Source organism: Dyella thailandensis, from assembly GCF_050749815.1.
GTDB lineage: Bacteria > Pseudomonadota > Gammaproteobacteria > Xanthomonadales > Rhodanobacteraceae > Dyella_A.
Genome location: NZ_CP192735.1, coordinates 1,203,125 through 1,214,379 on the forward strand (window position 1 = coordinate 1,203,125; position 11,255 = coordinate 1,214,379).

The window sequence follows — 11,255 nt, forward strand, 5'->3', positions numbered from 1 at the left end:
CTTGCGGGCGATGCTTTTCGCTGTGGATCCACATCGAAGTCAAGAGCATCGCCCGCGAGCGGGCTCCTACACAGGGGGCGTGGTGGGTCAGTGGCGCGCCACGCGCCGGCGCAGCAGTGCGGCCTGCAGCACGTTGACGCTGCTGGAGCCGGCCCAGTACAGGCCGAGGCCAGCGGCGAGGTGCCACACCATCAGAAACGAGACCAGCACCGGCAACATCTGCAGCAGGGTCTTCATCTGCGCCGGCATCGCCGGGTTGAGGGTGAGGGCGGCGTAGCTCAGCGCCGCGACGGCCAGCGCGAGCAGAAAATCCGGCCGCGCCAGTCGCGGGATCCACAGGAACGAGCCAGCTCCCGCCAGGTTGTGCCGGATCGCGGTATAGATGCCGGCGCCCAGCGGTGCCTGCACGGCGCTGACCAGCAGTCCGCTACCGAGGCCGCCGGCGATGCCGTGCTCCTTCTGCAGCGCCTGGGCGGCGCGCGCGTAGGCCAGCGCGTCCTTGCCATGTCGCTCGCGCAGCGCGTCGAGTTGCGGCTTGAGCGCGAGCATCGTCTGCTGCCGCTGCCAGCCGCGCTCGGCCAAGCGCAGTGTCCAGGGCAATAATGCCAGGCGCACGATCATGGCCAAGGCGATGACCGCCAGCCCATAACTGCCGCCCAGCCCGTGCGCCATCCACGACAGCGTGTGAGAGAGAGCTTCGACGAACGTGGACCACATGAGACGCTTCCTTATGCGGGGCAACTTCCGTTATCTCGGGATCGCCGCGCGCTGATTCAAGCGTGACCACCGGCACACCCGCTAAAATGCCGTTTTGCCCAAACCAGGAGCGTCATCGCATGTGGTTCGCCGTCCACGCCAAGGATCATCCCGATTCCCTCGCCAAGCGCATGGCCGCCCGGCCGGAGCACCTGGCCCGCTTGAACGCGCTGCAGGCCGAAGGGCGACTGCTGCTGGCCGGGCCGTTCCCGGCAATCGCCTCGGAGGATCCGGGCCCGGCCGGCTTCACCGGTAGCCTGATCATCGCCGAGTTCGCCAGCCAGGCCGATGCCGAAGCCTGGGCCGGGGCCGACCCGTACATGGCGGCCGGCGTCTACGCCGAGGTTGAGGTCAAGCCTTTCCGCAAGACCCTGCCATGAGCGCGGCGATGGTCGAGCAGATCCGCGATCGGCTCGTCGCCGCGCTGGCGCCGACCGAGCTGGAGGTGCTCGACGAAGGCCACAAGCACGCCGGCCACGCCAACGCGGGGAAGGGGCATTTCCACGTGCGCATCGTCAGCGGCGCCTTTGCCGGGGTGCTGCCGATCAAGCGCCACCGTATGGTGTACGCGGCGCTGGACGGCCTGATGGACCAGGGCATCCACGCTTTGTCCATCGATGCTCGAGCGCCAGACGCGTAAAATCAGCTGCTTGCAGCACTTTCTTCAAGTAGATTGCGCCGCCGCAATGCATTGCGGCGGCGCTTGCCGTTTGGCACAGTGCTTTGTCGCCTCACGCCCGTGCGGGCGTTCCATGGAATGTTGACCTGCCGATGCGCCTGACCACGATCAAACTCGCCGGATTCAAGTCGTTCGTCGATCCGACCACGTTGCACCTGCCCACCAACATGACCGGCGTCGTCGGTCCCAACGGTTGCGGCAAGTCCAACATCATCGACGCGATCCGCTGGGTGATGGGCGAGAGCGCCGCCAGCCGCCTGCGCGGCGATTCGCTGACCGACGTGATCTTCTCAGGCTCCACCTCGCGCAAGCCGGTGGGGCAGGCCACGGTGGAGCTGATCTTCGACAACGCCGACGGCTCGGTGCAGGGCGAGTACGGCCAGTACGCGGAAATCTCGGTAAAGCGTCAGGTGACCCGCGACGGCCAGTCGGCGTATTTCCTCAACGGCGCGCGCTGCCGCCGCCGCGACATCACCGATCTATTCCTCGGCACCGGCCTGGGCCCGCGCAGCTACTCGATCATCGAGCAGGGCATGATCAGCCAGATCATCGAGGCGGCGCCGGAAGACCTGCGTACCCACCTGGAGGAAGCTGCCGGCATCTCCAAGTACAAGGAGCGCCGCAAGGAGACCGAGAGCCGCATCAAGTCCACCCGCGAGAACCTCGACCGCGTGCGCGACGTGCGCGATGAGGTGGACAAGCAGCTCGAGCACCTCAACCGCCAGGCCCGCGCCGCCGAGCGCTGGAAGGCGCTGAAGGAAGAGCAGACCCGCAAGGAGGCCGAGCTGCGCGCACTGGAATACCGCGCGCTGAAAGGCCAGCACGACGGCGAAGGGCAGGGCCTGTCCGCCGCCGAGATCGCCATCGAGAAGCAGCTCGCCGAGCAACGCCAGATCGAGGCGCAACTCGAAAGCGTGCGCGATCGCCACGTCGCTGCCAGCGAGCATCTGAACGAGGTGCAGGCCGAGGTCTACAAGGTCGGCTCCGAGATCGCCCGCGTCGAGCAGCAGGTGCGCTACAACAAGGAAACCGCCGAGCGCCTGCAGCGCGCCCAGGGCGAGGCCGAGCGTGAACACGCCGAGCTGTCCGCGCACATCGCTACCGACCGCGAGCAGATCGAGACGCTGCGCCTGGCACTGGCCGAAGGCGAGCCGAAACTCGAAGCGCTGCAACAACTGCAAGACGACACCGCCGAGGCCCAGCGCAGCACCGAGGCCAAGCTGGCCGACTGGCAGCAGCGCTGGGATGCGTACACCCGCACCGCCGGTGAATCCAGCCGCGCCGCCGAGGTGGAGCGCACCAAGCTCAACTACCTCGATCGCCAGGCGATCGATCTCTCCAAGCGGCGCGAAGCGCTCGACGCCGAGCAGAAGGCCACCGACGTGGCCGCGCTGGATGCTGCCGCCGAGCAATTGGAAGCCGAACACGACACCCAGCGCGAGCGCGTCGAGGCGCTGGGCCAGATGCTCGACCAGCACAAGTCGGCGCACGAAAAGGTGCTCGATGAGGAGCGCCTAGTGCAGGCGACCCTCAACGAGGCGCGCCAGCAACTGCAGAGCGCACGCGGACGGTTGTCCTCGCTCGAGGCGCTGCAACACGCGGCGCTGGGCCAGGAGGAAACCGCCGCCAGCGGCTGGCTCGCCGGCTTCGGGCTGGACAAGGCGCGTCGCCTGGGTGAGTCGCTGCAGGTGGACGCGGGCTGGGAGTCGGCCGCCGAGACGGTGCTGGCGGGTCTGCTCGACGGCGTGCTGGTGGACGATCCATTGGTGCTGGCCAACGATTTCGCCAGCCTCGGTGAAGCCGATCTCGCCCTGCTCGCCGCGCAGGCGGGCGCAGCGGGCGCCGAAGGCACGCTGGCGGCGCGCGTGCGCGGCCCGGCCGCGGCGATGCAGTTGCTCGCGCAGGTGCGCACCGCCGAGACGCTGGACGAGGCGCGCCGTCTCGTCGCGACGCTCACGCCAGGGCAGTCGGTGATCACCCGCACCGGCGAATGGCTTGCGCCGCAGTGGGCGCGCGTGCGTCGTGCGCAGGGCAACCAGGTTGGCGTGCTGGCCCGCGAGCGCGAGATCCGCACGCTCACCGAGCAGGTCGCCACGCTGGAAGCGCGCATCGAAGAAGCCACCGGCCAGCTCGACGACCTGCGCACCGCCAAGTTCGAAGCCGAGCGCGCCCGCGACGATGCCCAGCGCGAGCTCTACAACGCGCATCGCCGCCAGTCCGAACTGGCCGGCCAGCTGCAGAGCCATCGCGGCAAGGTCGAGACCGCCCGCGCCCGCGCCGAGAAGGTCGCCGGCGAGCTGTCGACGCTGATCGAGCAACTGGACGAACTGCAGTCGCAGACGCGTGAGGCCCGTGCGCGACTGGACGAGTCGGTCAATCATATGGGCGACCTGGAAGACCAGCGCCGCGAGCTGGAGAACGAGCGCCGCGCGCTGCTCGAGGCACGCGAGGAAGCGCGCATGAACGCCCGCGAGGCGGCCGACCAGGCGCACTCGCTGGCGCTGTCGATGGAGTCCAAGCGTTCCTCGCTGGCCTCGCTCGAACAGGCATTGGCGCGACTGGACGCGCAGATCCGCGTGGTCGAGGCCCGCCGCACCGAGATCAGCGAGCAGCTCGCTTCCGGCGCCGATCCCATCGCCGAGCTGGAGGCCGAGCGGCAGACCTACCTCGACCAGCGCCTGCTGGTCGATCGCCAGCTGGTGGAAGCGCGCCGCGCGCTGGAGGACTGCGATATCGAAGTGCGCAAGCTGGAACAACAGCGCCAGCTCGCCGAACAGGCGCTGGCCGGCCTGCGCGAGAAGCTGTCCGAGAAGCGCCTCGCCGCGCAGGCGTTGCAGATGCGCGCCCAGCAGCTGGCCGATGCGATCACCGCGTCGGGCCTCGAACTGGAGCCGCTGCTCGCCGAACTGGCCGAGGATGCCGATGCGGACGCGTGGCGCCGCCAGCTCACCGACATCGGTCAGAAGATCGTGCGGCTGGAGCCGGTGAACCTGGCTGCGATCCAGGAACACGCCGAGCAGAGCGAGCGCAAGACCTACCTGGACAACCAGATCGCCGACCTCACCAGCGCGATGGAAACGCTGGAAGGCGCGATCAAGAAGATCGATCGCGAAACGCGCCAGCGCTTCAAGGAGACCTTCGACAAGGTCAACGCCGGCGTGCAGGAGCTGTTCCCACGCCTGTTCGGCGGCGGCCACGCCTACCTGGAACTCACCGGCGACGACCTGCTCAACACCGGTGTGGCGATCATGGCGCGCCCGCCCGGCAAGCGCGTGTCCAACATCTCGCTGCTGTCCGGCGGCGAGAAGGCGCTCACCGCGGTGTCGCTGGTGTTCTCCATCTTCGGCCTCAACCCCGCGCCGTTCTGCCTGCTCGACGAGGTGGACGCACCGCTGGACGAGGCCAACGTGGGCCGCTTCTCCGCGATGGTGCGCGAGATGAGCGAGAAGGTGCAGTTCATCTTCATCAGCCACAACAAGGCCACCATGGAAGCGGCCACCCAGCTGTGCGGCGTGACCATGCGCGAGCCGGGCGTGTCGCGCCTGGTGCAGGTGGATCTGGCCGAAGCGGCTAAACTGGCCGGCGCTGCCTGAGGACACCGCGATGCATATCGACTCCACCTCCGTCGAACCCACACTCGCCCTGGCCTGGAACGCCAACGTCGGCATTCCGCTGCTCATCGTCGGCCTGATCGTGCTCGGTCTGATCTGGCTGTTCGGCCAGCCGAAGAAGGAGCAGGGCAGGCGCCGCGCCGCACCGGAGCCCGCGCCCGGCGAGCGGCGCGAGCCGACGGTGGGAGAAGCGAGCCTCGCCGACGATCCGTTCTTCACCACGCTGGACCGCGACTACCCGGATTCACCGGTGAGCCCGCAGCAGGGCGAGCTGGACATGGGCCTGCGGGCGGAGCTGGAAAAGCTCGGCGCGACGCTGGCGGGCGAACGCGGCGGAGCCGACACGCGTGCCGCGACGCCCAAGCCGTCCAGCCAGGCCGCCTCGATCATCGATGCGCTGCGTTCGCCGAGCCAGCCCGAGGCCGCAGCTGCTCCGTCTCCGGCGCCGCAGCCGGTCACCGCCGCAGCGCCTGCGCCGGCACCCGAGCCTGCACCGCGGCCCACGCCGCGTTCGGAGCTGGGGCGTCGTCCTGCGCAACTGCCGGTGGAGCGCATCGTGTCGCTGTTCGTGGTGGCGCGCGAAGGTCAGCTGTTCAGCGGGCCGGACCTCATCGTGGCGGCGGAAAAGGCCGGCCTGGATTTCGGCGACATGGGCATCTACCACCGCCTGATCGACGGCAAGCGCGAGCTCGGCCCGATCTTCAGCGTGGCCAACATGCTCAAACCGGGCAACTTCGACCTGGGCCGCCTCGAGGCGCTGCGCACGCCGGGCGTGAGCTTCTTCATGACCTTGCCCGCCCCGATTCCCGCGCTCGACGCCTGGGACGCCATGCTCCCCACCGCCCAGCGCATGGCCGAGCTGCTCGACGGACACGTGCTGGACGAAGAGCGCAACGCGCTCGGTCGCCAGCGCATCGCGCACATCCGCGACGAGCTGCGCGGCTGGGACCGCGACCACGAAGGCCAGGAAATCATCTTCGGCCGCTGAGCGGCGCGGCCGCTGACGTCACCGAGCATTAGCGCCGTCAGCTGATGGTCGAGTAGTTGATCTCAGCGCCGATGCTTCAAGAACGTGGGCGTCCCGGGGATAACCTGCCACCTGCGTCGCCCCCGCTCAATCACGCCGGGGGCGTTGACCGTGGGTATCGATAGACCGCTGGTGCAGGCCATCGCCGGCTGAGATCTGCCGATCGCTTGGCCCAACAACGTTACGGGGTGGGGCCACCCATCACAGGGAGAATCGCGCCGGTGACGTAACTGGCGCAGCACGGCGAGGCGAGAAACACGTACGCCGGTGCCAGCTCCTCCGGTTGAGCCGGGCGACCCAGGGCGCTGGATTTGCCGAAGTCCGGAATCTTCTCGGCCGGGCCATCGGCGGGATTCAGCGGCGTCCAGACCGGCCCGGGCGCCACCGCATTCACGCGAATGCCGCGGCCGGCGAGGTTCGCCGCCAGCGACTGGGTGAACGCGTGGATGCCGCCCTTGGTCATCGAGTAATCGAGCAGGTTGGCGTTGCCGAACAGGCCGGTTTCCGAGCCGGTGTTGATGATGCAGTCGCCGCTCTTGAGATGCGGCAGCGCTGCGCGCGCCATCTGGAAGTAGCCGTACAGGTTGGTGCGCAAGGTAGTGTCGAAACTTTCGTCGCTGATGTCTTCCAGCGAGTCGGCGTGCTGCTGGTAGGCCGCGTTGTTGACCAGCACGGAGAGTGAGCCGAAGTGGTCCAGCGTCTGCGCCACCGCCTGCTGACAGAAGTCGCGGTCGCGCACGTCACCGGGAAGGATCAGGCACTCGCGTCCTTCCTCTTCCACCGCAGCCTTGGTTTCCTTGGCGTCCTCGTGCTCGTTGAGGTAGACGATCGCTACGTCGGCGCCTTCGCGGGCAAACAGCACCGCCACCGCTCGGCCGATGCCCGAGTCGCCGCCGGTGATGAGCGCCACCTTGCCGCCGAGCTTGCCGCTGCCGCGGTAGTCGGGCGCGTGGAAACGGGGGCGCGGCTTCAGGTCACGCTCCAGGCCGGGTCTGCTCAAGCGTTGCTTGGGCAGAGGATTGCGCGGCTCGGGCGTAGGTGCGGGGTCCTTGGTCTTGCCGGACTTGCTGGGGGTCTTCTTGCTGGTCATGCCTCGCTCCTGTGGGCGACGAAGCTCGACGGTAGGTAGCGCGCAGTGGCGAGGCAGTGAATGGGCGATGCAGGTTCGTTGACGCAGCTGCGCCACGAATGTAGCCGGCGTTGGCCGCAAGCACATCGCACGTTGACGTGGCCCGACCTAGCGTGGACGTGCACGCCGACGCCCGTCGCTCGCCTCCAGCGCATCGCGGCGTGGTGCTCCTTCGCGCGGCTTGGCGGGGTGGGTCAGGCCCTCGCGCTCGGCGTTGTCGATGCGTGAGCGCATCTGGCGTTGACGCAAAACCTGTGCGCGATGCGCGGCGTTTCCTCTCATTGCCATGCAGCTGGTCCGTCCCCACGTGGTGGAGTCGATATCTGGCACGCGGTGCCGTGCAGCCGAAGCGACGGCGGTGTCGACGGACTCATGCACGCGCGAGCGAAGCGAGGGAACCATTCATGTCTGGCTGGCTTGCATTTGGCGCGAATCGCGACGTCGTGCTGATCGACGACGCGACGGGGTACATCCGCTACGCACCCGACTACCTCGACGCGCCCACCGCCGGCAACTGGATGGAGCAACTGCACGATGCGCTGCCGTGGCGCGCACAGCGCCGCATGATGTACGAGCGCGACGTGGCGGTGCCGCGGCTCACCGTGCACCTGCAACGGGACGATCCGTCGTTGCCGCCGTTCCTGGACGAACTCGGCCAGCGGCTGGATCGCGATTGCGGCGTGCACTTCGACAGCCTGGGCTTCAACCTTTACCGCGACGGCAACGACAGCGTGGCCCCCCACAACGACCGCCTGGCCGACCTCACCGAGGGCGCACCGATCGCGCTGATTTCGCTGGGCGTGACGCGCACCATGGCGATCACCACCAAGGCGCGCCCGGTGCGCACCATGCGCCTGCCGCTGGAGGCCGGCAGCCTGCTGGTGATGGACTGGCGCTCGCAGCACCACTACGACCACGCCATCCCGAAAGATCGCTACGTGAGCGGACCGCGCATCAGCATCGCTTTTCGCTGTCGTGCGGGTGTCGGAGGATGATCCGATGACTCACCCTCCGTGCGTGGAAGCGCGCGTAACGGCGCCCCCCGGTGCATTAGATCGGCTGGCCGGCCGCGGCGACCACGTGATGGCTTGCACGTCGACAACGCTTCGTCGAACACAGCGGTCGACGGCTCCACCGGTCCGAGGCTGTCGCTCGGCAGGCAGGGTAGTAGCGGATGCCGTCAGCCGCGGTCGACTCGCTTGATCGCCCGCGCCGTGCTGCGATCCACCCGCCATGCGTTGACGATCAGCCCCAGCCCGAGCAGCGCCGCCAGGACAAACAGCACGACCGCCCAGGTGGGCAGGTCGCGGGCGCCGGAGCGCGCCATCAGCGCCGCACCCACGATCAGCGCCGAGGAAATCAGGCCGATCGCCACGCGGTTGGCGATCTTCTGCAGGTTCTCGATGAGGTGCGATTCCTCCAGGCCGTCCACGCGCACGCGCAGGTCGTTGTCGGCCAGCGTGTCCAAGAGGCGTGCGACCTTGCCCGGCATGCCGTGCCCCAGCGCGTAGACATCGAAGGCGAGCGCGGCCGCGCCGGTCTTGGAGGTCTCGTGGCGCAGCAGGGTGAGCAGCAGCGATTCGAGATGCTGCTCGATGATGCGGCGCGTAGGCAGCCGCGGATGCAGCGCGCTCAGCGTCGCTTCGAGGTTGATCAGGGTCTTGCCCAGCAGGCTCAGTTCCGGCGGCGGTTGCAGGCCGCACTGCGCGCCACGGGCGGTGAGATCGAGCAGCAAGGTGCCCTCGGCGAAGGCGCCGTCTGCACGCCGCGCAGCGTAGCGGCCGACCAGGTTGCGCACGGCGCGGCGGTAGCTCTGGCGGTCGTATTCGGGCAGGCGCCGGCCCATCGTTTCGCACAGGTCCGCCACCGTGTCGCCATCGCCCTGGATCGCATGCAGCATGATCCGCAGCAGCGCGAGGCGCGACGAGCGCGACAGGTAGGTGACCATGCCGGCGTCGATCACCGCCAGATGGCCGTCTTCGTCCAGCAGCACATTGCCCGGGTGCGGATCGGCGTGTACGCGACCGCGGGCGAATACCTGGTCGAGGTAGGCGCGCAGCAGCGAACCGCCGAGCGCTTCACCGCGTTCCGTATCGATCGCGCCGGCCTCGACCTTGCTGCCGCGGATCAGGTCCATCGTCAGCACCCGCCGCGTGCAGAAGCCACGGTGCGGCAGCGGCACCACCAGGCCGGGATACGGGTCGAACACCTCCGCCAGCGCTTCCAGGTTCTCGGCCTCGGCGACGAAATCCAGCTCTTCGTTCAGCGCCTCGTAGGAGGCGGCGACCCAGTCGCGCACGCCCAGTCGCCGCGCCGTGTCGGCGTGTCCTTCGGCGAAGCGCGCTACCGCGGTCAGCAGCTCCATGTCCGAGGCGACGCGGGCCTCGATGCCGGGTCGCTGCACCTTCACCGCCACCGGCGTGCCATCGGGCAACTCCGCCGCGTGCACCTGGGCCAGCGAGCCGGCCGCGATCGGCGTGGGGTCGAAGCGGCGGAACAGGGCGCCGACCGGGGCGCCCAGCTCCTGCGCCACCACACCCTCGATCTCGATCGCGGCCACTTCGCCTACGCCGTCCTGCATGCGCTGCAGCGCCGACAGGTAACGCGGCGCCACCAGGTCGGGGCGGGTGGACAGCGCCTGCGCCAGCTTCACGAAGGCCGGGCCGAGCGCCTCGATGTCCTCGGAAAACTGCTCGGGCGGAATGTCGCCTTCGCTGGTATCCATGCCGGGTGGATCGCCCGGCGCGCGCAGCACGCCGGCACGGCGGTACTTCAGAATGAAGGCGGCGATCTGTCGATAACGTCGGGTGGTTGAGAACATGCCGGGCTCCGCAGGGTGCAGGCAGCGCACAGGAGCAGGGCGATCGTGCGGCCATCGATGTGCACACGCCGTGGCTGCGGTGCCCTGAGCGCTGCTGGCGACGACCCGGGCATCACCGCGGCTGCACGCACCGCAGCCGCGCGCATGACGGCGCGGCGTCTACTTTCGTAGGCTCGCTTATGCAGCCGATCCGCCACCCTGCAGCCCACCCGGAGGTCACATCATGGGTCGTTCCGCCACCAAGGTATTCACGCAGCCGGCCGACATCGCGCGCCTGGAGCACTGGGTCACCGAGCTGGCGGTCAACGCCCGCGTGCGCGTGTACTGCGGCCACACGGCACCGCAGGAAGGCGTGGTGACGGTGACGCCCACGGTGCAGGTGTTTCAGGACGGCGACGGCAACGAGGGCCTCAACGGCATCGTGAAACTCGAAAGCGCCCAGCGCCCGGACTGGGACGGCGCGATCTGGCTGGGCGACATCACCGGCATCGAGCATCTGGATTCGGTGACGTTCGGATCGTCCAAGGCCTAGCGAGGACGTAGTGGTCCAGCGCTCCTGAGACGGTGCTGTCGAGGTCTGCAGATCGTCATCACAGCCCGTGTGCATCATCAGCGGGCCATGCCTTCGCATGCCGGCGTTCCATCGTGCGAGGTGCACACCATGCCCGCTCCCAAGCTGCGCCGCGGCGACGTGCTCTTGATCATCGACATGATCAACACCTTCGCGTTCGAGGATGGCGCCGCGCTGGCCGAGCGCGCGAACGCGATCGGCGAGGCGGTGCACGCGCTGCGCACGCAGTGCCATCGGCAGAAGCTGCCGATGGTCTACGTCAACGACAACTTCGGGCAGTGGCGTCAGGGGTTCGAGGAACTGCTGCGCAAGGTGGCCCGGCCCGGCTGCCGCGGCCAGCGTCTGGCCGCCCGGCTGCGTCCGAGGCGGCAGGATCTGTTCGTGCTCAAGCCGCGCCACTCGGTGTTCTACCAGACCCCGCTGCCGACCCTGCTCGATGCACTGGAGGCCAAGCGCTTGATCCTCACCGGCATCGCGGCGGACTCCTGCGTATTGAGCTCGGCCACCGAAGCCCACGTGCGCGGCTACGCGCTGTGGGTGCCCGGCAACGCAGTCGCCTCGCTCACACCGCAGCGAACCTCGCGCGCACTGGCCTACATCCGCGAGTCGCTCGGTGGTGAGACGGCTAACGCCTGCGCGTGACCGCGCGTGGGTTTGTCGT

General features: G+C 68.6%; 10 protein-coding genes. 7 read left to right on the top strand and 3 right to left on the bottom strand.

What is annotated here, in order from left to right; translation table 11 throughout:
- Positions 1–87: 87 nt before the first annotated feature.
- Entirely contained in the window at positions 88–717 is a 630-nt protein-coding gene (yidC, locus tag ACQVBX_RS05580) for a membrane protein insertase YidC (RefSeq protein ID WP_431636997.1), read from the bottom strand.
- A 119-nt stretch (positions 718–836) separates the two neighbouring features.
- Here yidC and ACQVBX_RS05585 point away from each other — a divergent pair, with 119 nt between their 5' ends.
- The 4 genes from ACQVBX_RS05585 (at position 837) to zipA (ending at position 6,034) form a co-directional block, all read left to right on the top strand.
- Positions 837–1,136 (top strand): YciI family protein, encoded by a 300-nt coding sequence (locus ACQVBX_RS05585; protein ID WP_431636998.1) that lies wholly within the window; start codon positions 837–839, stop codon positions 1,134–1,136.
- The gene (locus ACQVBX_RS05590) at positions 1,133–1,396 is read left to right on the top strand and encodes a BolA family protein (protein ID WP_431636999.1); all 264 of its coding nucleotides are present in this window, start codon (positions 1,133–1,135) and stop codon (positions 1,394–1,396) included. The genes ACQVBX_RS05585 and ACQVBX_RS05590 overlap by 4 nt, the downstream gene beginning before the upstream one ends.
- Positions 1,397–1,527: 131 nt before the next feature.
- A complete protein-coding gene (smc, locus tag ACQVBX_RS05595) occupies positions 1,528–5,028 on the top strand; it encodes a chromosome segregation protein SMC (RefSeq protein WP_431637000.1) in 3,501 nt (1,166 codons plus the stop codon).
- A gap of 10 nt (positions 5,029–5,038) precedes the next feature.
- A complete protein-coding gene (gene zipA, locus ACQVBX_RS05600) occupies positions 5,039–6,034 on the top strand; it encodes a cell division protein ZipA (protein ID WP_431637002.1) in 996 nt (331 codons plus the stop codon).
- A gap of 220 nt (positions 6,035–6,254) precedes the next feature.
- Here the strand turns inward: zipA and ACQVBX_RS05605 are convergent, their stop codons facing one another.
- On the bottom strand, positions 6,255–7,289 hold the full coding sequence (locus tag ACQVBX_RS05605) for an SDR family oxidoreductase (protein WP_431637004.1): 1,035 nt from the start codon (positions 7,287–7,289) through the stop codon (positions 6,255–6,257).
- Positions 7,290–7,606: 317 nt separating this feature from the next.
- Here ACQVBX_RS05605 and ACQVBX_RS05610 point away from each other — a divergent pair, with 317 nt between their 5' ends.
- A complete protein-coding gene (locus tag ACQVBX_RS05610; protein WP_431637005.1) occupies positions 7,607–8,197 on the top strand; it encodes an alpha-ketoglutarate-dependent dioxygenase AlkB in 591 nt (196 codons plus the stop codon).
- 185 nt (positions 8,198–8,382) lie between these two features.
- Here ACQVBX_RS05610 and ACQVBX_RS05615 read toward each other — a convergent pair whose 3' ends face one another.
- Positions 8,383–10,023, bottom strand: a complete 1,641-nt coding sequence (locus tag ACQVBX_RS05615) for an ABC1 kinase family protein (RefSeq protein ID WP_431637007.1) — start codon at positions 10,021–10,023, stop codon at positions 8,383–8,385.
- Positions 10,024–10,246: 223 nt separating this feature from the next.
- Here ACQVBX_RS05615 and ACQVBX_RS05620 point away from each other — a divergent pair, with 223 nt between their 5' ends.
- Positions 10,247–10,555, top strand: a complete 309-nt coding sequence (locus ACQVBX_RS05620; RefSeq protein ID WP_431637009.1) for a DUF3247 family protein — start codon at positions 10,247–10,249, stop codon at positions 10,553–10,555.
- A gap of 129 nt (positions 10,556–10,684) precedes the next feature.
- Entirely contained in the window at positions 10,685–11,236 is a 552-nt protein-coding gene (locus ACQVBX_RS05625; protein ID WP_431637011.1) for an isochorismatase family cysteine hydrolase, read from the top strand.
- The last annotated feature ends 19 nt before the right edge of the window (positions 11,237–11,255 follow it).

Coding starts and splice junctions, on each gene's coding strand:
- yidC (WP_431636997.1), bottom strand. CDS start 717: ATGTGGTCCACGTTCGTCGAAGCTCTCTCTCACACGCTGTCGTGGATG.
- ACQVBX_RS05585 (WP_431636998.1), top strand. CDS start 837: ATGTGGTTCGCCGTCCACGCCAAGGATCATCCCGATTCCCTCGCCAAG.
- ACQVBX_RS05590 (WP_431636999.1), top strand. CDS start 1,133: ATGAGCGCGGCGATGGTCGAGCAGATCCGCGATCGGCTCGTCGCCGCG.
- smc (WP_431637000.1), top strand. CDS start 1,528: ATGCGCCTGACCACGATCAAACTCGCCGGATTCAAGTCGTTCGTCGAT.
- zipA (WP_431637002.1), top strand. CDS start 5,039: ATGCATATCGACTCCACCTCCGTCGAACCCACACTCGCCCTGGCCTGG.
- ACQVBX_RS05605 (WP_431637004.1), bottom strand. CDS start 7,289: ATGTGCTTGCGGCCAACGCCGGCTACATTCGTGGCGCAGCTGCGTCAA.
- ACQVBX_RS05610 (WP_431637005.1), top strand. CDS start 7,607: ATGTCTGGCTGGCTTGCATTTGGCGCGAATCGCGACGTCGTGCTGATC.
- ACQVBX_RS05615 (WP_431637007.1), bottom strand. CDS start 10,023: ATGTTCTCAACCACCCGACGTTATCGACAGATCGCCGCCTTCATTCTG.
- ACQVBX_RS05620 (WP_431637009.1), top strand. CDS start 10,247: ATGGGTCGTTCCGCCACCAAGGTATTCACGCAGCCGGCCGACATCGCG.
- ACQVBX_RS05625 (WP_431637011.1), top strand. CDS start 10,685: ATGCCCGCTCCCAAGCTGCGCCGCGGCGACGTGCTCTTGATCATCGAC.